General features: G+C 72.0%; 31 protein-coding genes and 1 pseudogene. 13 read left to right on the top strand and 19 right to left on the bottom strand.

Annotated features, from left to right (window positions below):
• Positions 1-27 precede the first annotated feature (27 nt).
• The 7 genes from ABZ924_RS00740 to ABZ924_RS00710 all read left to right on the top strand — a co-directional run bounded on the left by ABZ924_RS00740 (position 28) and on the right by ABZ924_RS00710 (position 4,929).
• Positions 28-333 carry a WXG100 family type VII secretion target gene (locus ABZ924_RS00740; RefSeq protein ID WP_361901817.1) on the top strand — a complete coding sequence of 102 codons (306 nt, stop codon included), beginning with the start codon at positions 28-30 and terminating at the stop codon, positions 331-333.
• Positions 333-2,042, top strand: coding sequence for an RNase A-like domain-containing protein (locus ABZ924_RS00735; RefSeq protein WP_361901815.1), 1,710 nt, complete (start codon positions 333-335; stop codon positions 2,040-2,042). The genes ABZ924_RS00740 and ABZ924_RS00735 overlap by 1 nt, the downstream gene beginning before the upstream one ends.
• An 11-nt stretch (positions 2,043-2,053) precedes the next feature.
• Positions 2,054-2,629, top strand: a complete 576-nt coding sequence (locus tag ABZ924_RS00730; RefSeq protein WP_361901813.1) for a hypothetical protein — start codon at positions 2,054-2,056, stop codon at positions 2,627-2,629.
• A 16-nt stretch (positions 2,630-2,645) separates the two neighbouring features.
• Entirely contained in the window at positions 2,646-3,224 is a 579-nt protein-coding gene (locus tag ABZ924_RS00725; RefSeq protein WP_361901811.1) for a hypothetical protein, read from the top strand.
• A gap of 31 nt (positions 3,225-3,255) precedes the next feature.
• Positions 3,256-3,555, top strand: a complete 300-nt coding sequence (locus ABZ924_RS00720) for an RNase A-like domain-containing protein (RefSeq protein WP_361901809.1) — start codon at positions 3,256-3,258, stop codon at positions 3,553-3,555.
• Between the two features lie 12 nt (positions 3,556-3,567).
• On the top strand, positions 3,568-4,242 hold the full coding sequence (locus ABZ924_RS00715) for a contact-dependent growth inhibition system immunity protein (protein WP_361901807.1): 675 nt from the start codon (positions 3,568-3,570) through the stop codon (positions 4,240-4,242).
• A 93-nt stretch (positions 4,243-4,335) separates the two neighbouring features.
• Complete coding sequence (locus tag ABZ924_RS00710) at positions 4,336-4,929, top strand: MBL fold metallo-hydrolase (protein ID WP_361901805.1); 594 nt, start codon at positions 4,336-4,338, stop codon at positions 4,927-4,929.
• A 15-nt stretch (positions 4,930-4,944) separates the two neighbouring features.
• Here the strand turns inward: ABZ924_RS00710 and ABZ924_RS00705 are convergent, their stop codons facing one another.
• A complete protein-coding gene (locus ABZ924_RS00705) occupies positions 4,945-5,460 on the bottom strand; it encodes an RICIN domain-containing protein (RefSeq protein ID WP_361901804.1) in 516 nt (171 codons plus the stop codon).
• A 240-nt stretch (positions 5,461-5,700) separates the two neighbouring features.
• Here ABZ924_RS00705 and ABZ924_RS00700 point away from each other — a divergent pair, with 240 nt between their 5' ends.
• On the top strand, positions 5,701-6,111 hold the full coding sequence (locus ABZ924_RS00700; protein WP_361901803.1) for a VOC family protein: 411 nt from the start codon (positions 5,701-5,703) through the stop codon (positions 6,109-6,111).
• Positions 6,112-6,134: 23 nt separating this feature from the next.
• On the opposite strand, the pseudogene ABZ924_RS00695 reads toward ABZ924_RS00700, so the two are convergent.
• Positions 6,135-6,286: pseudogene (locus ABZ924_RS00695) on the bottom strand (IS5/IS1182 family transposase); the annotation flags it as partial.
• Between the two features lie 436 nt (positions 6,287-6,722).
• Between ABZ924_RS00695 and ABZ924_RS00690 the strand changes: the two are divergent.
• The 3 genes from ABZ924_RS00690 (at position 6,723) to ABZ924_RS00680 (ending at position 9,065) form a co-directional block, all read left to right on the top strand.
• Positions 6,723-7,229, top strand: a complete 507-nt coding sequence (locus ABZ924_RS00690) for a hypothetical protein (RefSeq protein ID WP_361901801.1) — start codon at positions 6,723-6,725, stop codon at positions 7,227-7,229.
• Between the two features lie 161 nt (positions 7,230-7,390).
• Positions 7,391-8,329: an alpha/beta hydrolase gene (locus ABZ924_RS00685; protein WP_361901799.1), complete on the top strand. Its 939-nt coding sequence runs from the start codon at positions 7,391-7,393 to the stop codon at positions 8,327-8,329.
• A gap of 10 nt (positions 8,330-8,339) precedes the next feature.
• Positions 8,340-9,065 (top strand): YafY family protein, encoded by a 726-nt coding sequence (locus ABZ924_RS00680; protein WP_361901798.1) that lies wholly within the window; start codon positions 8,340-8,342, stop codon positions 9,063-9,065.
• Positions 9,066-9,087: 22 nt separating this feature from the next.
• Here the strand turns inward: ABZ924_RS00680 and ABZ924_RS00675 are convergent, their stop codons facing one another.
• Both ABZ924_RS00675 and ABZ924_RS00670 read right to left on the bottom strand, forming a co-directional pair.
• Positions 9,088-9,918 (bottom strand): alpha/beta hydrolase, encoded by an 831-nt coding sequence (locus tag ABZ924_RS00675; RefSeq protein WP_361901796.1) that lies wholly within the window; start codon positions 9,916-9,918, stop codon positions 9,088-9,090.
• 115 nt (positions 9,919-10,033) lie between these two features.
• The gene (locus ABZ924_RS00670; protein ID WP_361901794.1) at positions 10,034-10,450 is read right to left on the bottom strand and encodes a nuclear transport factor 2 family protein; all 417 of its coding nucleotides are present in this window, start codon (positions 10,448-10,450) and stop codon (positions 10,034-10,036) included.
• Between the two features lie 108 nt (positions 10,451-10,558).
• Between ABZ924_RS00670 and ABZ924_RS00665 the strand changes: the two genes are divergently transcribed.
• Positions 10,559-11,119, top strand: a complete 561-nt coding sequence (locus ABZ924_RS00665) for a TetR/AcrR family transcriptional regulator (RefSeq protein ID WP_361901792.1) — start codon at positions 10,559-10,561, stop codon at positions 11,117-11,119.
• A gap of 49 nt (positions 11,120-11,168) precedes the next feature.
• Here ABZ924_RS00665 and ABZ924_RS00660 read toward each other — a convergent pair whose 3' ends face one another.
• The 15 genes from ABZ924_RS00660 to ABZ924_RS00590 all read right to left on the bottom strand — a co-directional run bounded on the left by ABZ924_RS00660 (position 11,169) and on the right by ABZ924_RS00590 (position 23,733).
• Positions 11,169-12,014 (bottom strand): hypothetical protein, encoded by an 846-nt coding sequence (locus tag ABZ924_RS00660; RefSeq protein ID WP_361901791.1) that lies wholly within the window; start codon positions 12,012-12,014, stop codon positions 11,169-11,171.
• Positions 12,015-12,081: 67 nt separating this feature from the next.
• Positions 12,082-12,738: an OmpA family protein gene (locus tag ABZ924_RS00655; RefSeq protein WP_361901789.1), complete on the bottom strand. Its 657-nt coding sequence runs from the start codon at positions 12,736-12,738 to the stop codon at positions 12,082-12,084.
• A gap of 4 nt (positions 12,739-12,742) precedes the next feature.
• Positions 12,743-13,333 carry a hypothetical protein gene (locus tag ABZ924_RS00650; RefSeq protein ID WP_361901787.1) on the bottom strand — a complete coding sequence of 197 codons (591 nt, stop codon included), beginning with the start codon at positions 13,331-13,333 and terminating at the stop codon, positions 12,743-12,745.
• A gap of 29 nt (positions 13,334-13,362) precedes the next feature.
• Entirely contained in the window at positions 13,363-14,010 is a 648-nt protein-coding gene (locus ABZ924_RS00645) for a pilus assembly protein TadG-related protein (protein WP_361901785.1), read from the bottom strand.
• Positions 14,007-14,204, bottom strand: coding sequence for a hypothetical protein (locus tag ABZ924_RS00640; RefSeq protein ID WP_361901784.1), 198 nt, complete (start codon positions 14,202-14,204; stop codon positions 14,007-14,009). The genes ABZ924_RS00645 and ABZ924_RS00640 overlap by 4 nt, the downstream gene beginning before the upstream one ends.
• A gap of 110 nt (positions 14,205-14,314) precedes the next feature.
• Positions 14,315-15,007: a response regulator transcription factor gene (locus ABZ924_RS00635; RefSeq protein ID WP_361901782.1), complete on the bottom strand. Its 693-nt coding sequence runs from the start codon at positions 15,005-15,007 to the stop codon at positions 14,315-14,317.
• A complete protein-coding gene (locus tag ABZ924_RS00630; RefSeq protein WP_361901781.1) occupies positions 15,007-16,308 on the bottom strand; it encodes a histidine kinase in 1,302 nt (433 codons plus the stop codon). The genes ABZ924_RS00635 and ABZ924_RS00630 overlap by 1 nt, the downstream gene beginning before the upstream one ends.
• A 6-nt stretch (positions 16,309-16,314) precedes the next feature.
• Positions 16,315-17,205 (bottom strand): DUF5936 domain-containing protein, encoded by an 891-nt coding sequence (locus tag ABZ924_RS00625; protein ID WP_361902350.1) that lies wholly within the window; start codon positions 17,203-17,205, stop codon positions 16,315-16,317.
• Positions 17,206-17,230: 25 nt separating this feature from the next.
• The gene (locus tag ABZ924_RS00620) at positions 17,231-18,169 is read right to left on the bottom strand and encodes a type II secretion system F family protein (protein WP_361901779.1); all 939 of its coding nucleotides are present in this window, start codon (positions 18,167-18,169) and stop codon (positions 17,231-17,233) included.
• The gene (locus tag ABZ924_RS00615; RefSeq protein ID WP_361901777.1) at positions 18,166-19,503 is read right to left on the bottom strand and encodes a CpaF family protein; all 1,338 of its coding nucleotides are present in this window, start codon (positions 19,501-19,503) and stop codon (positions 18,166-18,168) included. Before ABZ924_RS00615 ends, ABZ924_RS00620 begins: the two co-directional genes overlap by 4 nt.
• On the bottom strand, positions 19,500-20,093 hold the full coding sequence (locus tag ABZ924_RS00610) for a TadE/TadG family type IV pilus assembly protein (protein ID WP_361901775.1): 594 nt from the start codon (positions 20,091-20,093) through the stop codon (positions 19,500-19,502). The genes ABZ924_RS00615 and ABZ924_RS00610 overlap by 4 nt, the downstream gene beginning before the upstream one ends.
• 1 nt (position 20,094) lies before the next feature.
• Positions 20,095-20,574, bottom strand: a complete 480-nt coding sequence (locus ABZ924_RS00605; protein ID WP_361901774.1) for a TadE/TadG family type IV pilus assembly protein — start codon at positions 20,572-20,574, stop codon at positions 20,095-20,097.
• Between the two features lie 3 nt (positions 20,575-20,577).
• Positions 20,578-21,912, bottom strand: coding sequence for an AAA family ATPase (locus tag ABZ924_RS00600; protein ID WP_361901772.1), 1,335 nt, complete (start codon positions 21,910-21,912; stop codon positions 20,578-20,580).
• Positions 21,913-21,919: 7 nt separating this feature from the next.
• On the bottom strand, positions 21,920-22,621 hold the full coding sequence (gene cpaB, locus ABZ924_RS00595) for a Flp pilus assembly protein CpaB (protein WP_361901770.1): 702 nt from the start codon (positions 22,619-22,621) through the stop codon (positions 21,920-21,922).
• A 44-nt stretch (positions 22,622-22,665) separates the two neighbouring features.
• The gene (locus ABZ924_RS00590) at positions 22,666-23,733 is read right to left on the bottom strand and encodes a hypothetical protein (RefSeq protein WP_361901768.1); all 1,068 of its coding nucleotides are present in this window, start codon (positions 23,731-23,733) and stop codon (positions 22,666-22,668) included.
• Positions 23,734-24,108: 375 nt separating this feature from the next.
• Between ABZ924_RS00590 and ABZ924_RS00585 the strand changes: the two genes are divergently transcribed.
• Positions 24,109-25,803 carry a glycosyl hydrolase family 18 protein gene (locus tag ABZ924_RS00585; protein ID WP_361901766.1) on the top strand — a complete coding sequence of 565 codons (1,695 nt, stop codon included), beginning with the start codon at positions 24,109-24,111 and terminating at the stop codon, positions 25,801-25,803.
• Positions 25,804-25,836: the final 33 nt, after the last annotated feature.

Below are 25,836 nucleotides of genomic sequence, written 5' to 3'. Positions count from 1 at the left end.
CAGAACCAGAGGCATCAGGGGGAATTCATGCCGTCGAGCGGTGACCATATATCGGTCGACTTCGCGACGCTGCAGAGTGCGGCGGTGGATCTGGAGGAGATCCTCAAAACGCTCAACGAACAGCTCGACCTGCTCTATCGGCGCGTCGAGAAGGCCGTTCTCGGCTGGGAGGGCGAGGCCCGGCACACCTTCGTCGACCAGCTCGACAAGTGGGACCAGTCGGCCCAGGACCTGCAGGCCACCCAGGCCTGGCTGCACGACATCGTCGTGAACGGCCACCTCACGTACGCCTCCGCGCACCGGGCCGTGCTGCGCGGCTGGGGGGCCGCCTGATGGGCACACCTCCCCCCTCCCCCGCTGCGAACGGCGGCTTCGACGTCCAGCCGGTTCACGTCCACCATGCGGCCGACCTGGTGAAGGAAGCCCAGTTCGCCCATGCCGAGCGGGCGTTCGTCCTCGTCGACGTGCTGAACAAGTACAACCAGTCCGCCGGGACCGGCCGCGGCGCGGACGCGTTCGCGGACGCCTACATGCAGGTGGCGGCGAAGTTCCTCGAAGCGTGGGGCCGCAGCGTGGTCAGCGCCGGCGGAGCCTCCGTAGGCCTGAACCACACCGCCAACAGCTACGTACTGGCCGAGTGGGAGGCCAGTGGCCGCAAGGGGGCGCAGCCGGCCCGGCAGCCGGAGCCGGTGGTCATCAACAAGCCTCCGCGCTACGGACCCGTCAACCCCATCAAATGGACGGGCACCGGGGAGGACGTCGACTCCTGGTGGATCTCGGGCGTCATCGGTGAGTTCCCCGACTTCCTCGCGGACGTCATCCGGCCTGCGATCGAGCACGGCCTCCGCCTCGGCAAGGTCCACGAGATCACCCCGGGCATCAAGGACGACGAGGTCCGGGACATGGCCAAGGCCTGGAAGAAGCTCGGCTCCGAGGCCGTGAAGGCCTCGGACGACTTCAACGCCGCCATCGCCGGGATCACCGACCCGAAGGACAAGGGCGAGTGGCAGGCGGCCATGCGGTCCTTCGGCCAGACCATCTGGGGCACCACGGCGTGGGGCCGGCAGCTGGACGCACAAGGCAACCGGACGCAGTCCGGGGGCCGGGAATGGCGGACCACCAAGGACCTCCCGCCCTCCGGGCGGCGCCCCATCGTCGACGTGCTCAAGGAATCCGCCGAAAAGATCGCCGAGATCCTGGAGCACGTTTCCGACGTCGGCGAGAAGACACGCAAATTCACCACCCAGGCCGGCATCAACGCGGCGAAGGCCACGGCCTCCGACCTCACCGACCTGAGCCTGACCAACCTGACCAAGCTGGCGGTCGGCGGGATCATGGGCCGGATCATCCTCTCCTTCCGCTCCCACATGGACAAGGCGGGGTGCAACGCGGCCGTCGAGAACTACCACAAGGAGTTCACCGAGGCGGCGGGCAAGCTGAAGGCCCTCCTGCCGGAACTCGAGATCGCGATCACCAGCGCACCGACCTACCAGGCGGAGATCGCCCGCGCCCAGGGCTTCGGGGCACGCTCCCTCAACGAGTTCAAGAAGGAGCACAGCTGGCAGATCGGCGGGGAGAGCCCCTTCCCGTACATGTACTCGCTGGACCTGGCGACGAACGAGGGACTCAACGGCGCCCACACCATCGACAAGCACGTCGGCAAGACGGACGAGCAGCTCTTGCAGCGGATCAAGGACGAGCAGCGCCCGAACGGAAAGTTCGGCGTCCTCGCTGCCTCGTCCTTCCCGGATATGGATACGGCGCAAAAATACACTCAGTACTGCATCCGCGAGAACACCGCGGAAATCCAGGACTGGCTGAAGAATCCTCCGCCACAGCCCCCGTCCAAGCCCTTCAAGGTGCCGTCGGTCCCGACCGAGGGGCCGCTCAATGCGCCCACCGTTACCGGCCGGACAGTCATGGTGGATGACGCCACCCAGACCGTGAGGCCGGCCGCGAACGCTTACGGCGTGGTCACCAAGCTCAAGTACGATCCCAATCTCAATCCGCCTTTCGTCATCCTCACCTCGGCGCCTGAATAATGGAGCGAATGATGACAGATCCCAGCGGGGAGGCTTGGGCGGACGCACTCAAGCTGTACGAGTGGCTCTGCACGTTCGTCGGCGTCGCTCGCCGCGAACACGAGGAATGGTGGCTCGACGTGGGCGCGATCATGCGCCGCGAGACACGGGACCCCCGGTGCTGGGAATCCATCGACCCCTACGAGGGAGAGGACGAGCGCCGCGAAGACCCGTTGTTCCCGTGGCTGGAGACGCCCTCTACGCCGACTGACGCAGAACGCTACCGGCCCAGGGTGAGAGAGCTGCCCCGAACCTCGGCGAGATCACTGGTCGTCCTGCTCGGCGTACTCGGCCTGGACGTCGCCAAGGCTTCGCGGTGGGAGGAACGCAGACCCGAGATGGAACGCCGGGCGGATGTGATCCTGTCGCGCTTCCCGGCCAGTACCCGCTTCTACTCCAACATCGGCTGGAAAGGCGACCGCCCTGACTTCTATGAACAGGGCGTCTGGGGTGGTCTCGACCCCTTCAGCCACTACGGCTGGGACGCCGGGCTCATCGCCGTGAACGACGACGAAGTCGCCGTGTTCTGGAACTTCTTGTCCATTTGAGCTGGTTGGGTAGTCGATGCAGCAGGATCTGAATGCAAAAGCATGGGCCGACGCGCTCAAGCTGTACCGGTGGCTCTGCACGTTCGTCGGCGCCGCTCCGCGCGAGCACCACGAATGGTGGCTCGACGTCGGCGCGATCATCCGCCTCGAGACCCGGGACCCACGGGGCTGGGCATCCATCGACCCCTACGAGGGCGAGGACGAACGCCGGGAAGACCCGCTGTTCCCGTGGCTGGAGGCACCCTCCACACCCGCGGACGCAGAACGCTGTCGCGGGCTGGTGAAGGAGCTCCCCCGGTCCTCGGTGCGGTCGCTGCTCGTCCTGCTCGGAGCCCCACCCCACGCAGACCTCTACCTGTTGCCGGAGTGGGCGGAGCGAAGGCCGGAGATGGAACGCCGGGCCGACGTGATCCTGTCTCGCTTCCCGGACGGCACCCGCTTCTACACCAACCTCGGCTGGAAGGGCGACCAACCCGATTTCACCAAGCAGTCCTCCCGGTCGCAGAACCCCTTCAGCCAGTGCGACTGGGACGCCGGGCTGATCGCCGTGAACGACGACGAAGTCGCCGTCTTCTGGAACTTCCAGTCCCTCTGACCCGTCCGCCGCGCCGAACCGGGAACACCACGTGCTCACCAGATCCGCCACATACCCCGACCGGGAAACCGCCCAGTGGGCCACCCAGCAGGTCGTCAACCGCAACGAGCAGGCCATCCAGCGCTGGCTCGCCCAGGGCACCCGCCCCCGCCTGGCCATCGAGGCCTCCTGGCCCTCGCGGGAGGAGCCGGTCGGCCGCGTCCTGATCCAGGCCATGGCACTCGCCGGGCGCGGGGCCGTCGACGTGCGGGCCGCGCGGGTGGTGCTGCGGCGGGAGCCCGCGAGCCCGCTCGGCTTCGTCGTGCACGGCACCTTCCCGATCTACTTGTAGAGGCACAGGCCCATGTCCATGAAGCCCCTGGAGTTCGACCGCCGCTACGGCGAGCTCGACCAGGTGATCAGCGCGTACGCCGGCCTCGCCGCCGACGACACCCCCGACCGGCCCGGTCAGGCCCTCACCGCCTACCTGCGCCACACCTGGCACACCCGCCCCTGGGCCCTGTCCGTGGCCGAGCAGCAGCTGCGCACGTACGCCCAGAACCCGCCCGGCCGACTGCGCCACCGCCTCGGCGAGTTCTACCCGGTCCCGGACATCGGCCTGCCCGAATCCGAGATCCAGCAGTGGCTGCTCCTGCTCGCCGACCACATCAGGCGCAGCGTCGAGGAGGGCCTGATCCCGCCCCCTGCGGCGCTGCCCGAGACGCACTGGGAGTGGCACGCCCGCTTCCCCGAGCTCGGACAGTTCCTGGGCGGCTGGTTCTCCCAGGACATGCCGGGCGAGTTCGAAGACCACGAAGCCGCCGTCCGCGAATACGCCGGCTCGGCCGACCCGACCGTCGTCGCGCGCCTCGTCGGCGAGGTGCGCGAACTGCTCGCCCTCGGCCTGGAAGAGGTCGACTACGCGGTGGGCGTCGCCGAGCTCGGCATGGAGGTCGATCCGCCGGCCCCGTACGCACCGAGCGGCTGGCTGGCCGTCGTGGCGGAGCAGTTGGCCGGACCCCGCGCCGAGTACGCCTAGCGGTTGGCCGCGCGCCGCGCGTTGGCACGAATCATGCGATCGGCGGCAGGAAGGCCACTCGTGGGGCCGGGCGGCGCGGACAACCATGGGGGCATGACAGACGCACCGCTCGGCCGTAGCGCCGCATACAAGGTCCTGACCACCGGCTACGTGGGGTCCACCGGGCCCGGGGTCGCCGCGACCGTCTCGTACGTGTCCGACGCGGGCCGGCACGTGATCTTCGATCCGGGGATGGTGGCAAGCACCGATGACATCCTCGCCCCGCTCGCCGAACTGGGCCTCGGGCCCGACGACATCACCGACGTGGTGCTCAGCCACCACCACCCGGACAACACCATGAACGTGGGCCTCTTCCGCCGCGCCGCCGTGCACGACCACAAGGTGGAGTACCGGGGCGACCAGTGGAAGAACCGGGACGCCGAGGGCTACGAGCTCACCCCCTCCCTCCGGCTCATCCGCACCCCGGGCCACAGCCCCGAGGACATCACCCTGCTCGCCGGCACGGAGTCGGGCGTGGTGGCCTTCGCCGGCGACCTGTGGTGGCACGCCGAGGGCCCGGCCGACGACCCCGTGGCCCCCGACCGTGAGGTCCTGCGCACCTCCCGGGAGCGGGTGCTGGCCGCGGCGGACCTGGTCGTGCCCGGCCACGGCGCCCCGTTCGAGCCCGCCGCCGGCACCCCGCGCTGAGCGGTCCCGTCAGAGTCAGTCGACGTACCAGATCTGGGTGTCCGCGCCCTCGTACTCCCACTGCTGCGCGCGGGCGCCGTCCTCGGTGTCCGAGTCCGCGATCTCGAGCGCCTTGCCGGTCGCGTGGTTGCGGATCACGCCGTCGCCGATGACCCACTGCTGCTCGGCGGCGCCGTCGACACAGCCCCACGTCTGGACCCTGGCACCGTTGCGCGTGCCGCCGTGGGCGACCTCGAGGCACATGTCGGGGTGCCGGCGGCTGCGGATCTGGACCTGGTGGCCGTCAGGACCGCTGGGGTGCAGGTGCCACTGGCTGGCCTCCTGCCCGAGGCAGGCCCACTGCTGGACCCGGGCGCCGGCTTCGCCGCTGTTGTCGTCTATCTCCAGACACCGGCCGCTGTTGCGGTTCACGAGGTGGATGTAGGTGCTCTCGGAACTCGCGGCCTGGCCTGCGGTGGGGGTCAGGAGCACCAGGGCTGCCGCTGCGGCCGCTGAAGTCGCAATCTTCCTCGATATGTTCTGAATGTTCACCACATCATGATCATCCAGCTGGGGCGGTCACGGCCCGGCCATCCAGCACCCGAAGCGTTTTCGGGCAAGGGATGGCCGGAAACCGATCCGATCTGCCGCACTGCTACGGCGATGTCGGGAAGACCGCCGGCTCGAACCGGACCGGGGCATGCCAGGGCTCGGTGTTGACCACCCAGCAGCAGGACCGGCGTGGGCCTGTTTCACAGTCCGGCTCATTCGATCTTGTGGCAAGATCGCGGGATGCTACGACTAACCGACTTCATCATCGACTGCCCGGACGCGATGAAGCTGGCAGCCTTCTACTCCGAGGTGACGGGGCTCCCGGTCAAGGAGGACAGCAACGAGCACTGGGCCGGTATCCAGCTCGGCGGGATCGAATTGGCCTTCACCCCGGTAGAGGACTACCGCGCCCCGCAGTGGCCCGACGGCGAGCATCCCAAGCAGTTCCACCTCGACTTCGAAGTCGACGACATCGAGGCCGAACAGCGCCGCGTCCTGGCCCTCGGCGCGACCCTGCAGCGGGACTGCGTCGGTCCCAACGGCTACGGCTTCCGCGTCTACACCGACCCCATCGGCCACCCCTTCTGCCTCTGCCGCAACAAGGGTGTCACCTGGACCGATCAGGGCCCCGTCTGGCCCGAGCGCGACTAGCTTGCTGGGCGATGTCTCTCCGTTCACGAGCGGAGCCATATGACGATGGCTGCGAGGGTGACGGTGCCGAGGAAGACGTGGCCGCGCTTGTCGTGGCGCGTGGCCACGGCCCGGAAACCCTTGAGCTTGTGATCGCCCGCTCGACGACGTTGCGCTTCTTGTACCGCTCCTTGTCGAGGCCGGGAGGCCGACCGCCGCGGGAGCCACGCGCAACGCGGTTGGCCGCCTGGTCGGCCTTCTCCGGAATGACATGACGGATACCCCGTTTACGCAGGTAGGCCTGCGTGCGTCGATTGCTGTGGGCCTGCCTTATCCGCACTCACGCTGTCGGGCCGTGTGGGAGGCCGCCCGGCGCCGGTCCGGGGGACGCGGATCTTCTCCATGACCGGCTCGAACTGGGTGCAGTCGGCCCGCTGTCCGGGCGTGGCCGGCAGGGACCGCGGGCGGCACCTGCCGTCGGCCCCCACTGGATCCCGCGACGACACCGGCCGCCGCGACAGTGGCTCCTGGCATGCCGATGCACGTCTTGCCAGCTGCCCGGGCCCTGCTCGATAGTGGCGCCGGGACCCGGCGAGCACGCCGGTCGGCAGCAACAGGGGTGGGGATTCGGCATGGCAAGGCAGGTCCGGGGGCCCGATTTCGGCGCGCTCCACCGTCGTGCTTCCGTCATCGGCGTCCCCGGGGTGCTCTGGCAACTCGGGCGACGGTTCGTCCTGACGTTCTGCCTGGTGGCACTCGTCAGCCTGCTGGTGATGCGGCCAGAGGACGCCGGCATCAAGGGCGTGATCATCGTGGCGATCCCCCTGGCGGTCTACGGTCTCGCCTTCGCCTGGCGCCGGGCGGCGGGACTACTCGGCATCCGCCAGTGCTATCTCAGCGAGGACGGCGTGACCGTGACCGACATCCTTGGCCGCGTCCGGGACGCCGTCGCGTGGAGCGACGTCGCGATGGTCAAGGAGACCAATGCGACGGGGATCCTCATGGCGTTCCGCCGCTTCGAGTTCGAACACCGCACGGGGCATCAGACGACGGCGATCGTCGTCCTCTCCATCCACCGCTCCTTCGTGAGAGACCTCATCCGACTCGCCAACTCGAAGATCGACACCTTGGGGTCCTGAGCGGACCCGGGGTGCCGATGAACTCGAAGACCGCCGCTGGCGACCAGGCCGTGCCTTTTGGATCACGGCGGAGCCTAGGTCGCCCGGCGCGCCGCGCCGTGACGTGGATCACCGGGAAAGGGTGACACGGTGGTGTCGCCGAAGGCTGCGACCGTCGACACATGACGATCACCGATCAGGACTGCCTCACCGAGACCCTGGCGTTCAACGAGCAGTTCGAGGCCGCCGCCGCGGACCGTCCGGCCCGCGGGCAGGACCTCGACGCCTCCCTGCTGACCGGACTGCGCCGTAACCGGCTCGGCGGCGACACACCACCCGTGAGACTGCCGCACGGCCGGGACCGTGTCGTCGCGGGCGGCGTGCGGCTGCGGACCTTCGCGGCGGACCGCGTCGACGGCGTGTACCTGCACGTGCACGGCGGCGGCTGGGCGTTCGGGTCCGCCGACGGCCAGGACGAGAGGCTGTGGCGACTCGCCGTCGAGGCACGGCTGGCCGTCGTGAGCGTGGACTACCGCCTCGCGCCGGAACACCCCTTCCCCGCCGGACCCGACGACTGCGAAGCGGCCGCCCGCTGGCTGATCGACCACGCCGAAGCCGAGTTCGGCACCCGGCGGCTGCTGATCGGCGGCGAATCGGCCGGCGCCCACCTGAGCGTCCTGACCCTGCTGCGCCTGCGTGACCGGCACGGCATCACCGGCGCGTTCCGGGCCGCCAACCTGCTCTTCGGCCCGTACGACCTGTCGATGACACCGAGCCAGCGGTCGTTCGGCTCCCGGCGGCTGCTGAGCAACACCGACTCCCTCCGGGGCAGCTACGAGCTGTTCACACCCGGGACGGGCCCGGAGCAGCGCCGCGACCCCGGTCTCTCGCCGCTGTTCGCCGACCTGACCGGCCTGCCGCCCGCCCGGATCGTCGTCGGTACCGAGGACCCACTGCTGGACGACTCGCTGTTCCTGGCCTCGCGCTGGCAGGCGGCGGGCGCGCCCGTACGGCTCGGCGTCGTCGCCGGTGCGATGCACGGCTTCACGCTGTTCCCGCTGACCGTCACCGAGCGGGAACAGGAGCGCCAGCAGGAGTTCCTGGCCGCCGCGTGCCGGTAGCGTCGGCCCCGTGAACCGTACGACTCGGCTCTATGCGCTGGTGGAAGAGCTGCGCGCGAACGCGCCGCGACCGGTCACGGTCGCCGCGCTCGCCGCACGGTTCGAGGTCAGCACGCGCACGGCGCAGCGCGACCTCCAGGCGCTGATGGAGTCCGGTGTCCCGGTGCGCACCACACCCGGGCGCGGCGGCGGCTGGACGATCGACCCGGCGATGACCCTGCCCCCCGTCCACCTCACGGCCGACGAGGCCGCGGCGCTGACCGCCGCGCTCGCCGCGGCCGGCACCGGCGCCCCCTACGCCGGTACCGCCCGCGCGGCCCACCAGAAGCTCACGGCGTCGATGACGGGTCCCGCCTCCGCGGCGGCCCGGACACTGGCGGCCCGGATCGTCGCCCTGCCGGCGCCGACCCCCTCCGCGGTCCGCGCGGCGGTGGAGCGGGCCGTCGCGGGCAACCTGGTGCTGGGCCTGCAGTACGTCGACGCGGCAGGACGCGGATCCGAACGCGTGGTGGAGCCGGCCGGGCTGCTGACCGCCGGCGGCCACTGGTACCTCATCGCCTGGTGCCGCGCCCGGCGGTCCGGCCGGGGCTTCCGGCTGGACCGGATCACGGCGGCGGCCCCCACCGGCGAGCAGGCGCACCCCCGCGACCTGGCGGAACTGCTGCGCGGCTCGGTCGCCGCGGCCGCGGTGCAGCCCCTCGCGCCGGCTTCCCCGCCGGCCAGGGACACGCCCTGAGGGCTGTCCCGGGACGACACATCTAGGCGACGGCCCGCCCGGCGACGAAGGCGGTGAGGCGGTCGACGTACGCCTCGGGGTGGGTCAGGTGGGGTACGTGGCCCGCGCCCTCGAAGGTGTGCCGCTCGGCCCGGCCGCCGAACGCGCTCGCGACCTTGTCCCGGATCACGCGGAACCACGGCGGGCTCTCGGCGCCCGTGGTCAGAAGCACCGGACCGGCGAATCCGCCGAGGCTGCCGAGGTCGAGGTCGGCCCAGTCCGGATCCGCCTGCTCGTCGGCGAAGGTCGGGGCGTTGGCGGTGAAGGTCCGCCGGACCGGATCCGGCAGCTGCTCCCACGCCCCCGGCCCGACGGCGACGTCCTCCACGAACCGCCGCGCCGCCGTCTCCGGCTCGCCGGAGCGCAGGGTGGCCAGGACGCCGCCGATGGCGGCCTCCATGGGCGCCATCAGCGGCTGGAGCTCCGCCTCGCCGGCCACGACTGCCATCAGCGGGGGCTCGTGCGCCGTGATGCTGCGCAGCAGCTCGGGCCGGCGGGCGGCCAGCCCGAGGGTCGTCGAGGCACCGAAGGAGCTCGCGGCGACGTGGACCGGCCCGCTGCCCAGCATCTCGATCAGCGCGGCCAGGTCGTCCTCGTCCTCGCGCCGGCTGCCCTGGCCGGCCGGGCGCTCGCTGCGGCTGTGGCCGCGGCGGTCGTACGCCAGGACCCGGTAGGTCTGCGCGAGGCGCGGCAGGACGCGCCCCCAGCCGAGGTGGTCGCTCCAGGAGCCGTGGACGAGCACGAGCGGCTCGCCGCCGGCCGGGCCCTCGGTCTCGTAGAAGAGCTCGACGCCGTTCACGCGCGCCCGTGGCATGCCTGTCTCCTCCGGCCGGTGTCGGCGCAAGACATACCGCGCAGGAGGCGGGCCCGCACCGGGCGGCGGCGGACTCACCCGTCCGCACCAGCCCCCGGGACCGGCGGACCGGCCGTCAGCGCAGGCGGCGGTCCGCCTCCTCGATCGCGACGTCGTTGATGCTGGCCTCGCGGCGGCGCATCAGGCCGTCGTCGTCGAACTCCCACTGCTCGTTGCCGTGGCTGCGCCACCACTGGCCGGCGGTGTCGTGCCACTCGTACTCGAAGCGGACGGAGATCCGGTTGCCGGTGTACGCCCACAGCTCCTTGCGGAGGCGGTAGTCGAGCTCGCGCTCCCACTTCTCGGCGAGGAAGGAACGGATCTCGGCGCGGCCGGTGAGGAAGCGGTCGCGATTGCGCCACACGGAGTCCTCGGTGTACGCGAGGGCCACGCGCTCGGGGTCGCGGGTGTTCCAGGCGTCCTCGGCGGCCTGCACCTTGGCGCGGGCGGACTCCTCGGTGAAGGGCGGCAGGGGCGGGCGTACGGCGGTCATGGGCGTCGCCTCTCGGGAAGGGAGCGAGAACGGTCGTTCTCCGATCACGCGAGAACCGTACGAGAACGAGCGTTCTCAGCGCAAGCGCTTCTGGGCTACGCTGCCCGCATGGACGACGAAGAGGCCCGCACCCGGCTCCTGGACGCGGCCGAGGCGCTGTTCTACGCCGAGGGCGTCCAGGCCGTCGGCATGGACCGCATCCGCGCGGAGTCCGGCGTACCGCTCAAGCGGCTGTACAAGGTCTTCCCGGCCAAGGAAGCGCTGGTCGCGGCCTACCTGGAGCGGCGCGACCGGCGGTGGACGGCGAGCCTGCGCGAAGCGGTGGAGGCGGCGCCGGACGATCCGGTGGGGGCCGTGTTCGAGTGGCTCGCGGCGTGGTTCGCGGAGCCGGGGTTCCGCGGGTGCGCGTTCCTGAACGCCTTCGGGGAGCTGGGGGCCGGACCCGCCGGGGTGCTGGACGTCGTACGGCGGCACAAGGCGGAGCTGCGGGCGCTGCTGGCCCAGGCCGCGGGCCCGGGGCGCGAGGAGCTCGCGGAGCAGCTGCTGATCCTGGTCGAAGGCGCCACCGCCGTGGCCGCCCTCACCCCCGGCCCCGAGCCGGCCCGGCGGGCGGGGGCGGCGGCCACGACACTCCTGGCGGCTGCGACGGCCACCACCGCCGCCCGGTGATCCGAGCCGGTGATCCGGATCCCGGAGACTCAGATCCCGAAGGCTCAGATCAGCGGGGGCGCTCGCAGGCCTGGAGTACGCCGCCGAGCGAGAAGCACAGGGCTCCGGACAGCGTCCCCCAGTTGGCGATGTCGGCGTTGACCATGCTTCCGGTCGCGGGCCGGGTGAACGCGGCCAGCGCCGAGACCATGAAGAGCACCGACCCCGACTGGTTCACGGCGACGACCCACCAGCCGAGGCTGCGGGAGCGGAGGCAGGGCCGGAACCGGTGGCAGATCTCGATGGACGCCAGGTGTCCCGAGATGAGGAACAGGACGCAGCCGATCACGTCCGGAGCCCAGACCAGCCGGTTGACCTGCCGGGTGGTGAGCCCTTGCAGGAAGGAGTCCACGAGGTTGACGCCGAACACGAGCGTCCCGACGAAGAGGACGAACGCGCTCAGCCAGTCCAGGCGCATCGGCTCGTACCCCCACCACCTCCAGTCGGAGGTGACCAGCCCACCGGTCTCGGTGGAGTGGCGGGGCGCGTTCAGTACCTGCAGGAGCGAGACGTAGCCCCCGGTGTTGAAGAAGAGGCCGCCCACGAAGTAGACCGAGGCGCTCTCGACCGCGTCGCCCCAACCGAACTGGGAGATCGCGGCGCCGAGGGCGAAGAGCACCCCGCCGATCACGAACGCGCCCGACGCGACGGCGTTGAGCCGGCGGAGGCGGCCGAGGGCCTCGTCGTCGGCCGGCGACGAGCGGTCGGCCGTGTCCCCGGGGCCGCGGACCGTCAGCGTCCCCCGCCTGCGTGCGGGCCGCGACTCCCACACCACCCTTCGCCCTTCGGACGGGTTCCAGGTGAGCCGAGTGGTGAACGGTCCCGCACCCTCGGCGCGTTGCTCAGGCTGTGCCACGGGCCGAGCCTAGGCCGTCCCTCCCGGATCTCGCCTGACCCGCGCCGCCCGACACCGCACCTCGTGCCTAGCCCCCGGTGGTGGCACCGCCGCCCGCGCTCCGGGGGAACGTGATCTCCACGCGGCGGTTCTTCTTGCGGCCTTCCTCGGTGCTGTTGTCCGCTATCGGGTAGTCCTCGCTGTAGCCGCGGACGTCGTAGATGACGCCGGGGACGGTGACGGTCTTGGCGAGCTCCGCCTGCACGGCGTCCGCGCGCTGCTTGGACAGCTCCTTGCCGTGCTCGTAGCTGCCCTGGTCGTCGGTGAAGCCGAAGACGCGGATGCGGGTGGCCTTCTGGGTGTTGATCTCCTGGGCGATGGCCTGGATGCGGGCGGCTGCGGCGGCGTTGAACACCGCGCTGTTCTCCGGGAACAGCACCTCGGACTGCAGCGCCATCATGACCGTCTGGTTGGTCTCCTGACGGCGCTGCTCACCGCCGAGGTCCTCGACGACCTCGGCGATGTCGAGCACCTTGATGGGCGCCAGGGTCCCGCCCTGGGGGATCTTGAGCCCGGGAGCCTTGGAGTCGATGGGCACGGGGGCCGCGGCGGAGGGCTCGGTGCCGGGGGGTACGGAGGGCTTCACGTCGTCGGCGTGGGCGCTCGTCGCCCCGAGGAGTTGGGCGCCGGCAATGACGAGCCCGGCGACGGCTGTCGCGGCGGTTACGCGGTGGCGTTTTGTCATGGGGTCACCCGGAAATTTTGATGGTGGCCGTGGCGAACGTGGGCAGGTTGAAGTCCACCTGATTCGTACTCGCCGGCGGTACGGGGAACTGCGCGAAGAACGGCACCGACTGCCCGGCATCGATGACGGTCAGCCCGGTGGTGCACAGGCACCTGCCTTCGGTATCCCGCAGCACGTAGTACCGCTTCTTGCCGGCTTTGTCGACGAGCGTGACGCCTGCAACCGAGGCTCCACTGCCGTTGAGTTCATTGCCGCGCCAGGCTGCAGTGCTGGCGAACGCCTGGCTGCCGGTGTTCTTCAGCTGCCCACTGACCGTGAGGAAGCCGCCTGCATCACGGACCGCCGAATTGACGGTGAGCGTCATGCCCGCCTCGCCATTGACCGTGGCCAGCACCTCCGTCGGGGAAGGCTTGGGGCTGTCGCCCGGCGCCTGCGGCTTGGACGTGTCCGCCTGTGACTTCGAGGACGGCGGATTCCCGGCCGCCTTGGGCTTGTCGTCGCCCGTTCCACCGCAACCCGCCACCGTGATCGCAAAAACGACCGCAACTGCGGCAGTCGCTCCCCCGCGGATCTTCGCCGAGTGCCGAGTGCTCATCTATGCAGCTTCCTTTTCTCGCGTACGTGTCAGTCGACCAGTCGAACCGTGAAGAGCGCCCTCGCCAAGTTGGTCAGCGGGCCCGGTTTCGCCGGATCCAAGGTGAGAGGCTTCCCGTCGCAGACGAACGTGACGCCTCCCGCGCCCGATGAGGGGCTCGGGCTCGGGGCCGGCGTCGGATTCGGCGTCTGGGCGGGCGGGGTGGATACCGGTGCCGACCGCAGGGAGCACCGAGGCTTGATCCGCGCCTTGGCGGTGGCCTTGCCGTGAACGTTCTCCGTGCCCGGCACGACCGATCGCCCGACGGACCCCTTCGTTTGCACCGTGACGGTGACCAGGGGGATGGTTGCCTCGCACTGCGCGGTGGCATCGTTCAAGGCGGCGAACTCGTCAGCCTTTCCGCATGCCCCTTTCCCGGTGAGAAGGTCACCGTCGACGAGCTTCGTCCAGTCAGCGGGCTTGAGGCTGAGCAAGTCGAGCCCCAGAAAGGCGTTGTCCCTGGCTTCACCGGCGGCCGCAAGGGCAGCCGCATCAGCCGCACCCTGCGCATTGCTGCGCGTGACGCCCGCCTGACCCACGACGAAGAACGCCAGAGCGGCGAAGAGCAGGCCGACGATCGCGACCGCGTAGATCGGAAACGCCTGACCGCGATCGTCCCGCAGCCTGCGCCGGATCACTTCCCCGCGGTGATCGATGTAACCGCAGTGGCAATCCGGTTGGTGATGGCCTGACCGATGCCCGTGCCGACAATGGCGCCGATGATCACCACGACCACCAGGATGATCCCGAGGTACTCGAACGCCGTCTGGCCGCGGTCGCGGCCCGTGGCCTCGTAGCGCTTCCGCATCCGCGCCAGGGTGCTCTGCTTCATGAGGGGTCCCTCCCGGTCCGGTGCCGCTGTCGATTTGCGGACCGTACGGGGAGTCACCGGTCGTTACCAAGGGTCCCGGGACCCAAATACGGACCCACTGCGCACTGCGTCTAGCCATGTCCCGTCACCCCCGGACGGGCGGTTCCCAGCCAGCGCGCTATCGCCTCGCTGCGGCTGGTGCTCTGGAGCTTGGCGAAGATGCGGTTGATGTGGTTCTTCACCGTCTTCTCGCTGATGAAGCAGGCGGCGGCGATCTGCTGGTTGCTCATCCCGGACGCGATCAGATCCATGACCTCCACCTCCCTGGAACTCAGGCCGAAGAGAACAGAGTTGTGCAGCCGCTCAGGAGACTGTGCCACAGTTCGTTGCGGTTGCGAAGAGGTGCGGAGTTCCGCGAGCAGTGTGCTCGCCGCCGTCGGGGTGAAGTGGGGCCGGCCCTCGCGGGCGTCGTGGACCGCCCGGACCAGCTCGTCCGGCGTGAACTCGCCGTGCACCAGGTAGCCGCCCGCGCCCAGCAGGAGGGACTCGCGGACCGCTTCCGGCTCCTGGCTGTACGTCAGCATCAGGACCGGCGCCAGCCGGACCAGGTGCGGCAGGGCCGAGATGCCGTCCACGCCCGGCATCCGGACGTCCAGCAGGACCACGTCCGGGGCGTGGCGGCGGGTCAGGCCGATGGCCTCGCGGCCGTCGGACGCCTGGGCCGCGACCTCGATGTCCCCCGAGGTGGCGAGCAGGGCGGCCAGGCCCGCCCGGACGACGGGGTTGTCGTCGGCGATCAGGACGCGGAGCGGCAGCGGGGGCATCAGGGGCTCCCTTCCGGGGTCAGGGCCGCGAGCGGGAGGTCCAGGCGGACGCGGGTGCCGGGGCCGTCCGGGCGCGGGCCGATGTGCAGGCGGGCCCCGATGGCGGCGGCGCGTTCCGTCATGCCGAGCAGCCCGAAGCGGCCCGTGGCGACGACCGCCCGCAGGTCGGCGGCCGAGCCGTGGGGCGGCAGGCCGCGGCCGTCGTCGTCGACCGTGAGGGTGAGGTGCCCCGCGCCCGCCTCAGCCGACGCCTCAGCCGACGCCGACGCCGACGCCGTCACCGTCATCCGCGTCGCCCCCGCGTGGCGGCGGGCGTTCTCCAGGGCCTCCGCGGCCACCGCCAGCAGTTGGCGGGCCACCGGGGCCGGGACCACCGGCAGGGTCCCGCGGATGGTCAGCTCCGCATCCCCCGCCACCAGCCGCCGCAGCTCCCCCGCCAGCGACACCCCCGGCGCCTCGACGTCGCGCCGCAGGTCGGTCAGGAGCTCGCGGGACTCCGCGACCGCCCGGCGGGCCGCCCCGGACAGCAGCTCGGCCTGCGCCCGTACGGCGGCCGGGTCGGCGGTGCGCGCCAGGGCGTCGGCGGCCAGGGCCAGGCCGTGCAGGGTCTTCGACACCGAGTCGTGCATCTCGCGGGCCAGCCGGTCCCGTTCACCGCGCACCGCCTCGGCCACCGCGAGCCGCGCCCGCGCCTCGGTCAGGGCCTGGCTCGCCGCCCCGAAGCGGAACAGCAGGTCGCGCAGGGAGGATCCGGCCGCGCCGGCCACCAGGCACAGCACCGGCAGGGTCAGGGCCCCGCCGGGCAGCGCCGCCACCGCGACCGCCTGCAGGGCCGCGTACACCGCCGAGCCGCGCCAGCCGTACACCAGCCCGGCCAGCAGCGGCGTGCACAGGGAGACGAAGCCGAGCGGGGATGCGGGCCCGGCCGTGACCAGCAGCAGCCCGCTCAGCACCATGTCGCAGGCCAGCAGCCACCGGTGGCGCAGCAGCAGCGGCCCGAAGCGCTCCCAGTCGCGGAAGAGGGCGTACGAGCACATGAAGGTCAGCAGGATCGCCCCGGCCACGAGGTACGTGGGGCCGCCGCGCGCGGTCCCGGCGAGGGCCAGCGGGGCGCCGAGCCCGATCATCACCATCCGGAAGGCGAAGACCCGCCGGCAGAGGGACTGCAGCGCGTTCACCCGCAGGGTGAGGGAGTCCCCGGCCCCGAGACCCGCCCGCGCTCGCGTCCGCGCCGCGCCCGGCCCCCGCCGGAGCCGCGCCGGCGCGCCCGCCCCGACGGCGCCCGTGTCCAGTACAGCCATGGCTGCTCACCCGCCCCCGAGCATCGCGCCGAAGTCGACGTCGGCCCCGTACACGAACCCGCACACCAGCAGGATCAGCGTGCCCGGCAGCATGAACATGGTCACCGCGAAGGTGGCCTTGGGCACGGCGCGGGCGGCCCGGCGCCGCGCGTTCTGCGCGTCGGTGCGGCGCATGTCCTCGGCGATGGCGATCAGCGTGTCCACGATCGGGGAGCCGAGCTCCTCGCCCTGCTGCAGCGCGGTCACGAACTGGGCGACCTGCTCGGAGTCGTTGCGCCGGCGCAGCTCGTCGAAGGCCTGGCGGCGGCTGACGCCCATGTCCATCTGCTGCAGCGTGATGCGGATCTCGTCCGACCAGGGGCCCTCGTACTTGCCCGCCACCCGGTCCAGCGCCTGCCGGAAGCCGAGCCCGGCGCTGACCACGACGGCGAGGACGTCCAGGAAGTCGGGCAGGGTCCGCTCGATGTGGTCGCGGCGGATCCGGATCGCCGACCACAGCCCGACCTCGATCCAGAACAGCCCGAACGCGACCATCAGCAGGGCCGGCACGAGCTGCCCGTTGAGCAGCATGGCGAAGGCGCCGAGCCCGCCGAGGAACCCGTACACCGCGCGGCGCGCCGCGTAGCGGTCGATGGTGAGGCCGGCCGGGTTGCCGGCCATGTCGATCTGGCGGCGTTTGCGGGCCACCCGGTCGGGGCCCATCAGGCGCAGCACCAGCGGCGCCCAGCGGATGCCGAGGCGGTCGACGGCGGAGCCGACGGCGGTGGTGCGGGTGGCGCCGACCTCCAGGGCGAGCGCGAGGTCGCTCGGCAGCTTGGTCTCGGCGCGGTAGAGGCGGATGCCGTGGAAGATGCCGAGGACGGAGAGTCCCACGGCGAGGGCCAGGCCCAGAGCCAGTACGGTCACGTCGGTCCCCGCCCCCTCAGACGTCGATCTTCGACAGGCGGCGGATCAGGACGAACCCCAGGGTGAAGAGGCCGAGCGCGACCAGCACCGCCGTCTGGCCGAGGAACGCGCCGGTCATCCGGTCCAGCGCGCCGGGCATCATCAGGTTCACCAGGAGCAGCGAGCCGAGCCCGATGGCCGGCACGAGGTACGCGGTCACGGTCACCTGGGACAGCTGGGTGCGGATCTCGCGCCGGGTCTCCTTGCGCTGCTCCAGGGTGACCGTCAGGTTCCGCAGGGAGCCGACGAGTTCGCCGCCCGCCCGCGCGGACAGCACGAGCGTCGAGACGAGGACGACGAGCTCGCGGGACGGGAGCCGTTCGGCGATCTCGCCGAGGGACTCCTCGATGGAGTGGCCGACGGCGAGCCGGTCGGCGACCCGGGACAGTTCCTCGCCGGCCGGTGCCTCGAGCTCCTCGGCCGCTATGGCGATGGCCGTGCGCAGGGCCAGCCCGGCCTGGGTGGCGTTGGCGAGGATGCGGGCGAGCTCGGGGAGCTGGTTGATGAACCGCTCGGTGCGCCGGGCCCGCTGCCAGTTGAGGAAGGCGTTGGCCGCCCACAGGCCGACCAGGCCGGCGACGGGGCCGAAGAAGGGGGCGAGGAAGCTGGCGGCCACCAGCCATATGCCGGCCACCGCCATCAGCATGTAGACGAAGAACTCGCCCGGGGTGAGGTCCAGGCCGGTCACGGCCAGCTTGACCTCGATCCGCTTGCCGAGCGCGGTCCTGCGCAGGCGGCGGTCGACGCCGGGGAAGCGGCGCCGACGGCCGGCGGGCTCGGGGGCGCCGTCGGTGACGAGGCGTTCGATGAGGGCGGCGCGCTGCGCCCGGCCGGCCATGTACACGTGCACGCCCGCGATGACGAGGACGCAGGCCAGCAGGGTGGCGCCGAGGGTGAGGAGGACGATGGGGTTCACAGGGCTGTCCGGGTGGCGAGCTGGGCGTCCGACACGGCGACGCCGAAGGCCTGCGGGATCGGCTGGTTGTTCATGTAGAGGCGGTCCGCGATGCGGCGCGGCAGCGGGAAGTACTCGAAGCGGCCGTGGACGCGGCCGTCGGCGCCCATGGGCCGGGCGGCGAAGCGGCAGACGGTGGTGATGCGGAAGGGTTCGCGGCCGTGGGAGTCGAGGATGGCGATCTCGGTGACGCGGCGGGAGCCGTCGCCGAACCGGGTCAGCTGGACGACGACGTTGACGGCGCTGTTGATCTGGTCCTGCAGCGCCTCGAAGGGGACCTCGACCTCGGACATGGAGGCGAGGGTCTGCAGGCGCATCAGGGCGTCCTCGGCGCTGTTGGCGTGGACGGTGGCGAGGGAGCCGTCGTGGCCGGTGGACATGGCCTGGAGCATGTCGAGGGTCTCGCCGCCGCGGACCTCGCCGACGATGATGCGGTCGGGGCGCATGCGCAGGCTGTTGCGGACGAGGTCGCGGATGGTGATCTGGCCCTTGCCCTCGACGTTGGGCGGGCGGGATTCGAGCCGGATGACGTGGGCCTGCTGGAGCTGGAGCTCGGCGGAGTCCTCGATGGTGATGATGCGTTCGCCCTCCGGGATGAGGCCGGAGAGGGCGTTGAGGAGGGTGGTCTTGCCGGTGCCGGTGGCGCCGGAGACGATCAGGTTCATCTTCGACTGGACCAGGCCGGACAGGAGCAGGAGCATCTGCTCGTCCAGCGAGCCGAGGCCGATCATCTCGTGGAGGGTGAAGGCGCGGGGGAAGCGGCGGATGGTGAGGGTCGCGCCGGTGAGCGAGAGCGGCGGGATGATGACGTTGACGCGCTCTCCGCTGGGCAGGCGGGCGTCGACCATCGGGTTGGCCTCGTCGACGCGGCGGTTGACGGTGGAGACGATGCGCTCGATGGTCTGCATGAGCTGCTCGTGCGAGGCGAAGCGGAGGGGGAGCTGCTCGACGCGCCCGGCCCGCTCGACGAAGATCTGGTCGGGGCCGTTGACCATGATCTCGGAGATCGAGGCGTCCTCCAGGAGCGGTTCGAGCACGCCGAGGCCGAGGGCCTCGTCCACGACGCGGCGGATCAGCTGGGCCCGCTCGACGGTGGACAGGACCGGGCCCTCGCGGCTGATGATGTGCCCGAGCACCCGCTCCAGCCGGCTGCGCCGTTCGGCGGGGGCGAGGGCGGACATCTCGGCGAGGTCGATCTCCTCCAGCAGCTTGGCGCGGTACGAGGACACCAGGCGGCCGTCCTCGCGGGGGCTGTGCCGGTCGTCCGGGCTTGCGACCCGGGAACGCAGGCTCATGGTCCGACCTCCGGGTCGTCGTTGGGCATGATGGCGGTCCGCGTGGCGTCGTCGAGGCCGAGCCCGGGGACGATGGACTTGATCTTGATGCGCACGGTGGCGGTGACCGCGTCCCGGCCGGGATCGACCGTGACGTCCGCGTCGAGGCCGGCCCGCACCGCGGCCCGCCCGGCCGCCTCTCCCGACCCCCGCTTACGGGCCTCCGCCCGCGCGGCGGTCCGCGCAGCCGTATCCGCCTGCTCGTGCACGTACGCGACCCAGCCGAGCTGGATCGCACAGAGCGCGACGAACAGCAGGATCGGAATGAACCCGATGTACTCGAGCGCCACCTGCCCGCGGTCCCGGTGCGCGGAGCGCAGCAGACCCGCGAGGCGTTGCCGGCGATCCGCGCCGCCCTGCACCAGCTGAACCCGGTCCCGGCCGCCCGCGCCACGGCGCTCGGCTTCCGGCAGGGAACACGGAGCCGGCCCGACGGCGGCTCCGGGCGCGGAAGGAGAGCCGGGCGCAGCGGTCGGGCCGGGCACGCGGGCCGGGTCCGCAGGGGCGCCGCGGCCGGGCGGGAAGCCGGGCACGGGTGGGGTGTGGGGCATCTCAGTCCTCCCTCTCCATCGCCGCGCCGGCCGTGCCCGTGATGGGGACGCCGATGTCCAGGCCCGGGTAGAACACCGGGACGTTGAGCTTGACCGTGGCCTTGTAGAGCGGGCCCGCCTCGCCGCACTCGGCGGACATGGTCCAGGCCCCGCCGATGTGCTCGGCCGCGGCGGACGCGCACGCACCGTCGCCCTTGACCGCGCCCGCGCGGGCCGCCTCGTCCGCGGCGTTGCCCGCCAGGGAGAAGGCGTAGCCGATCAGGACGCACTCCCAGACCGCCGCGATCAGCAGCAGGATCAGCGGGACCATCCCGACGAACTCCAGGGCGACCTGGCCGCGGTCCCCCGGGGCGGCCGCCAGGTCCTGGCCGCGGCGAACGCCCCGCGGGCCCGGGCCGCGGCGGGCGCCCCGGCCGCCCGGGCCGCGGCGGGCGCCCCGGCCGCCCGGGCCGCGGCGGGCGGCTCTGCTCGCGGGCGGCACCGCTCAGCCCTCCCGGCCGCGGCGCAGCCACGGGCCGGCGGCGCCGCGGTCGCCGCCGCCGCGGCGGAGTCGGGCCACGGGGCCGGCCGCGCGCACCGCGAGGGCCGCGCCGGGGCTTCCCGCACCCCCGCCCGGGAGGGACGCGGCGGCCGCCGCCGGCTCCTCCCGCGCCGCCAGCAGGCCCAGCTCCCCGGCCACCGTCCACAGCGCCTGCTTCACCGTGGAGCGGTTGTCGAGGTCCTGCACGCGCCCCGCGTCGACGACCCCCTGGAGTTCCTTGAAGGCCGCCGGGACCGGGGTCCGCGCCACCCGCGTCTTGGTGATCTTCTCGATCAGCGCGGGCTGGATCTCGGTGTGCTTGCTCCAGCGGTTGACGACCAGCGCGGTGTCCTCGGCCTTGCGGACCTGGAGCCGCTCCCACATCCGGACCATCCGCTTGGCGGCCCGTACCGCGACCACGTCCGGCGTGGTGACCAGCACGGCGACGTCGGCCATCTCCACCGCGGCCGCGTTCGCGCCGGTCACCTGGGTGCCGCAGTCGATGACGACGAGCTCGTACCGGCTGCGCAGGGCCCCGACGACGTGCCGGGCGGCCCGGTCGTCGACCTCCTCGCCGCGTTCGCCGTCGGCGGGGGCCAGCAGCAGGGCGAGCCCGGTCCGGTCGTCGTACACGGCGTCCTGCAGGACCCGCGGGGAGATGTCCTGGATTCCGGCGAGGTCGGCGATGGACCGCCGGAACTGCACGTCGAGGTACGAGCCGACGTCGCCGGCCTGGAGGTCCATGTCGACCAGCGCGGTGCGCCGGCCCGCCGCGGCCGCGGCCAGCGCGAACTGCACCGCGGCGAAGGTGGTGCCGACCCCGCCCTTGGCCCCGGCGACGGTGACGACCCGCCCGCCGGGCCCGGTGAACACGTCGGCGGAGCGCCCCAGGTGGCGGCGTACGCCCGCGGACCACTGGGCGGCGGCCTGGACGCGGGCGGCGAGCTCCTCGTAGGAGGGCGGCAGCCCGATCAGCCCGCGGGCACCGGAGTCCATCGCGGCGGAGAACAGCGCGGGGCCCGTGTCGGAGGACAGCAGCACGACGCCCACCGCCGGGAAGCGGAGCGCGACCTCGCGGATCAGGTCGAGGGCGGGCACCGGCCCGATCCGCTCGTGGACGAGGACCACCTCGGGCAGCTCGTCGACCGAGTCGGCGGCGAGCCGCGCGAGGGTGTCGAGCAGGGTGGTGGAGTCGGGGACGGGCGCGGCCGGCTCGGCGTCGGGGAGCTGGCCGATGAGGGAGGAGATGGCGCGGGCGGCGTCCGGGTCGCCGGCCGCGGGGAGGATTCGGGTGGTCATCCGGGCCTCACTTGTCCCCGTCGAGGGTGTACGTGCGGTCGCCCGCGCTGGGCGCGGAGTCGGTGCCGGGGGCCACCAGGGCCAGGCGTACGTGCTCCGCAAAGGACTCGGCGTACGCGACGCGCTGGGTGTCCTTGGTGTTCAGGGCGAAGGTGATCGGCACGACCTCGGCCGGGCCCTTGCGGTCGCTGTCCTTGTCGAGGGCGGTGAGCTTGCCGACGTTGAGGACTCGCGCATTGGCCACGATGATCACCGACCGCGCCGGGTCGGACTCCTTGGCGCCCTTGAAGGTGGCGATGATGTTGACCTTGGCCCCCGAGTAGATCTTGCCGGCCACGCCCGTCGCCGCGTCGATCATGATGGCGATCTCCTGCTCCCCGGGCTGGAGCTGCGGCCTGTCGACGAACATGTCCGACTGGAGCAGCGAGCCCTTGCGCAGGGTGGTCAGTGCGATCTTGTCCTTGAGGGCGCCGAGGTCGGTGACGGCGGTGCCGGACAGCCACCGCTTGGGGATGCTGACCTCCTCGAACTGGCCGGCGGACAGCGGGCTGTACGGGGCGATGTCGGCCTTGGCCCGGTACGCGACGACCTCGGCCCCGACCTTGGAGTTGACGTCGCCGATCACCACGACGACCCCGCCGAACGCCGCGAGGGCGCACAGGACCGACAGGAGCAGCAGGATGACGCCGCGGCGCTGGCGTGAGTTCATGTGCCGTACTACCTCGCCGTTCTTCGTTCGTTCGGGCCGGTCGGTCAGTGTCTTGCGCGCGTGCGGGAGGTGCCTGCGGCCGCGTCCCCGGTCGGCGGCGGCGCTGCGGCGGGCGGCGCGGTGAGGGGTGCGGAGCAGAAGCCGCACCGATCGCCGATGAGTTCGAGGCCGCACCATCGGCACTCGTCGCGGCGTACGGAGGCGACCAGCTGGTAGAGGACGGACAGGTCCGGGATGCCGGCGGCGAACTCCACGAGCTTGGGCGTGGCCCACCAGGAGGGCGAGTCGGCCGGGAGCGGGTTCTCCATGACGCCCTGGACCTGCCAGGCGGGGGCCAGTTCGGCAGTCACCCAGTCGGAGGCGAGCTGGCCGCGCGCGAAGGTGAGGTGGGTGGCGAAGGCGGGCCCGGGCGGCAGCCCGTCCAGCGCGCCGCCCGCGCCGCCGGCGCCGGCCGCGAGCGCCGTACCCGCGGCCCCGCGCGACCCGCGCCCGCGCCCGCCGTGGCTGCCCCGGCCGCCCCGGCCCCCGCGGGCGGCCCGTCCGCCCGCGCCGGCCCCCGCGCCCGAGCCCGCACCCGCGCTCACGCCCCCGCTCCCGCTCCCGCCCGTCAGCCGCAGCACCGCGGGCGTCGGGTGCGCCAGGACGGCGAACTGGGCGCTCGGCGACCAGGAGCGGGCGTGCGCCTTCAGTCCGACCGGGACCCGGTCGAGCTTGGCGACCGAGCCGAGCAGGGCCCCGGCGTGGATGTAGTGCGACAGCAGGCGGGCGGACGCGGCGACGACGCCGGGGCTGAAGTCGCAGACGCTGAGCTGGCGCAGCTGGCGTACCAGCAGGGCGGTGGCCAGGGGCGGCAGGTCGACGTCGAGGAGCGCGATCCGGTCGGTTTCCAGGATGGCGCGCACGGTGTGCATCCGGCGGACGGTGGCGGGCGGCAGCCAGGGCGGGACGACGGCCAGGACGTGGCCGTGGCGCTCCAGCAGGGCGCTGGTCTCGGTGAGGGCGCCTTCGAGGTCGAGCTGCCCGGGCGGGCCGATGACGGCGGCCGGCGGTGTGTGCCGGTCAGGGGCCGGCAGCACCAGATCGGCGCTGGTGACGGCAATGGCGATCGGCACAGCGAATCCCCCTGTTCACCCCGTACGCCACACACGTTCACGCGGTCGCCGCGTACGCGCACACCCTGCGCGACCGCAAACGCCTCGCGCGCTTCCCCCTTGCACCGGAACCATATCCGCGTCCCTGCCGAGGAGTCAGGGCCTTGGGAATTCCTGTGCCAGGAGCACATGTCACAGGTTGCGGAAAACCCGGACATCCGGGATCGGACGACCGATCAGTTCAAGCCAGATTGCAAAGAGTATTGACACCAGGATTGGTCTGGACCAACTTGTCTGCGGGGTCCCCCACACGCCACCCCCCACGGCCCCGACCCCTCTTGAGCACCCCTCACCTCCCCGCTCCCTCTCCCCACCTCCTCCCCCCACGGAGCCCACGTGAACCGCATACGCTCCCTCGCCCTGCTCGGCGCGGCGACGCTCACCGCCGGCGGCCTGACCGCCCTGGCCACCGGCACCGCAGAGGCCGCCGACATCAACGTCGCCCGCAACGGCGGCTTCGAGTCCGGCCTCGTGCACTGGAACTGCAGCTCCGGCAGCGGCGCCGTCGTCCCCTCACCGGTCTACGCCGGGGCCGCCGCCCTGCGGGCCGCTCCGGCGGGCCAGGACAACGCGCAGTGCAGCCAGACCGTCACGGTCAAGCCGAACTCGACGTACACCCTCAGCACGCAGGTCCAGGGCAGTTACGTGTACCTCGGCGCGACCGGGACCGGCACCCAGGACGTGTCCACCTGGACCCCCGGCTCGGGCGGCGGCTGGCAGAAGCTCCTCACGACCTTCACCACCGGCCCGAACACCACCCAGGTCACGGTCTGGACCCACGGCTGGTACGGCCAGCCGGCCTACACCGTGGATGAGTTCAGCGTCTTCGGCCCGGACGGCGGCGGCCCCACCGACCCCGGCCCCTCGCTCCCCGGCGCCCCGGCCGGCGCCGCCGTTTCCGGCCAGAGCGCGGACGCCCTCACCCTTTCGTGGAACGCGGTCAGCGGGGCCGCGGGCTACTACGTCCACCAGGACGGCGTCCGCGTCCAGACCGTGACCGCCCCGCCCGCCCGGATCACCGGGCTGGCCGCCTCCACCTCGTACTCCTTCCAGGTGAGCGCGTACAACGCGGCGGGCGAGGGCCCGAAGTCCGCCCCGGTGACCGGCACCACGACCGGCGGCGGCAACCCGAACCCGAACCCGGCCGTGCCCAAGCACGCCCTGACCGGCTACTGGCAGAACTTCAACAACGGCGCGACCGTCCAGAAGATCTCCGACGTCCCGTCGCAGTACGACATCATCGCCGTCTCCTTCGCCGACGCCACCGCCACGCCCGGCGCGATCTCCTTCACCCTCGACTCGGCCGGACTCGGCGGCTACACCGTCGCGCAGTTCAAGGCGGACATCGCCGCGAAGAAGGCGGCCGGCAAGTCCGTCGTCCTCTCGATCGGCGGCGAGAAGGGCACCATCACGGTGAACGACTCGGCCTCCGCGGCGAACCTGGCGAACTCGGCGTACGCGCTGATGCAGGAGTACGGCTTCGCCGGCATCGACATCGACCTGGAGAACGGCCTCGACCCGACCTACATGACCCAGGCGCTGCGCGCGCTGTCGGCGAAGGCGGGCCCCTCGCTCGTCCTCACGATGGCCCCGCAGACGATCGACATGCAGTCGACGCAGGGCGGCTACTTCAAGACGGCCCTGAACGTCAAGGACATCCTCACCGTCGTCAACATGCAGTACTACAACAGCGGCTCGATGAACGGCTGCGACGGCAAGGTCTACTCCCAGGGCTCGGTGGACTTCCTCACCGCGCTGGCCTGCATCCAACTGGAGGGCGGCCTCGATCCCTCGCAGGTGGGCATCGGCGTGCCGGCCTCGCCGAGCGGCGCGGGCAGCGGCTACGTACCGCCGGCCGTCGTGAACAACGCCCTCGACTGCCTGGCCAGGGGCGTGAACTGCGGGTCCTTCAAGCCGGCGCGGACCTGGCCGGGGCTGCGCGGGGCGATGACCTGGTCGACCAACTGGGACGCCAAGGCGGGGAACGCTTGGTCCAACGCGGTGGGTCCGAAGGTTCACAGCCTGCCGTAGGCGGTACGTGTGGGGGTGGCCTTCGCGGAATCT

The sequence above is a fragment of the Streptomyces sp. NPDC046876 genome, assembly GCF_040645035.1.
In the GTDB taxonomy this organism is placed as follows: domain Bacteria; phylum Actinomycetota; class Actinomycetes; order Streptomycetales; family Streptomycetaceae; genus Streptomyces.
The sequence above is the reverse complement of the archived record's forward strand: the minus strand, read 5'-3'. Positions and strand labels throughout refer to the sequence as shown.

Excerpts from the sequence above, each read along its gene's own strand:
- ABZ924_RS00740 (WP_361901817.1), top strand. The coding sequence starts at position 28 with ATGCCGTCGAGCGGTGACCATATATCGGTCGACTTCGCGACGCTGCAG.
- ABZ924_RS00735 (WP_361901815.1), top strand. The coding sequence starts at position 333 with ATGGGCACACCTCCCCCCTCCCCCGCTGCGAACGGCGGCTTCGACGTC.
- ABZ924_RS00730 (WP_361901813.1), top strand. The coding sequence starts at position 2,054 with ATGACAGATCCCAGCGGGGAGGCTTGGGCGGACGCACTCAAGCTGTAC.
- ABZ924_RS00725 (WP_361901811.1), top strand. The coding sequence starts at position 2,646 with ATGCAGCAGGATCTGAATGCAAAAGCATGGGCCGACGCGCTCAAGCTG.
- ABZ924_RS00715 (WP_361901807.1), top strand. The coding sequence starts at position 3,568 with ATGTCCATGAAGCCCCTGGAGTTCGACCGCCGCTACGGCGAGCTCGAC.
- ABZ924_RS00710 (WP_361901805.1), top strand. The coding sequence starts at position 4,336 with ATGACAGACGCACCGCTCGGCCGTAGCGCCGCATACAAGGTCCTGACC.
- ABZ924_RS00700 (WP_361901803.1), top strand. The coding sequence starts at position 5,701 with ATGCTACGACTAACCGACTTCATCATCGACTGCCCGGACGCGATGAAG.
- ABZ924_RS00690 (WP_361901801.1), top strand. The coding sequence starts at position 6,723 with ATGGCAAGGCAGGTCCGGGGGCCCGATTTCGGCGCGCTCCACCGTCGT.
- ABZ924_RS00685 (WP_361901799.1), top strand. The coding sequence starts at position 7,391 with ATGACGATCACCGATCAGGACTGCCTCACCGAGACCCTGGCGTTCAAC.
- ABZ924_RS00675 (WP_361901796.1), bottom strand. The coding sequence starts at position 9,918 with ATGCCACGGGCGCGCGTGAACGGCGTCGAGCTCTTCTACGAGACCGAG.
- ABZ924_RS00670 (WP_361901794.1), bottom strand. The coding sequence starts at position 10,450 with ATGACCGCCGTACGCCCGCCCCTGCCGCCCTTCACCGAGGAGTCCGCC.
- ABZ924_RS00665 (WP_361901792.1), top strand. The coding sequence starts at position 10,559 with ATGGACGACGAAGAGGCCCGCACCCGGCTCCTGGACGCGGCCGAGGCG.
- ABZ924_RS00655 (WP_361901789.1), bottom strand. The coding sequence starts at position 12,738 with ATGACAAAACGCCACCGCGTAACCGCCGCGACAGCCGTCGCCGGGCTC.
- ABZ924_RS00650 (WP_361901787.1), bottom strand. The coding sequence starts at position 13,333 with ATGAGCACTCGGCACTCGGCGAAGATCCGCGGGGGAGCGACTGCCGCA.
- ABZ924_RS00640 (WP_361901784.1), bottom strand. The coding sequence starts at position 14,204 with ATGAAGCAGAGCACCCTGGCGCGGATGCGGAAGCGCTACGAGGCCACG.
- ABZ924_RS00635 (WP_361901782.1), bottom strand. The coding sequence starts at position 15,007 with ATGCCCCCGCTGCCGCTCCGCGTCCTGATCGCCGACGACAACCCCGTC.
- ABZ924_RS00630 (WP_361901781.1), bottom strand. The coding sequence starts at position 16,308 with ATGGCTGTACTGGACACGGGCGCCGTCGGGGCGGGCGCGCCGGCGCGG.
- ABZ924_RS00615 (WP_361901777.1), bottom strand. The coding sequence starts at position 19,503 with ATGAGCCTGCGTTCCCGGGTCGCAAGCCCGGACGACCGGCACAGCCCC.
- ABZ924_RS00610 (WP_361901775.1), bottom strand. The coding sequence starts at position 20,093 with ATGCCCCACACCCCACCCGTGCCCGGCTTCCCGCCCGGCCGCGGCGCC.
- ABZ924_RS00600 (WP_361901772.1), bottom strand. The coding sequence starts at position 21,912 with ATGACCACCCGAATCCTCCCCGCGGCCGGCGACCCGGACGCCGCCCGC.
- cpaB (WP_361901770.1), bottom strand. The coding sequence starts at position 22,621 with ATGAACTCACGCCAGCGCCGCGGCGTCATCCTGCTGCTCCTGTCGGTC.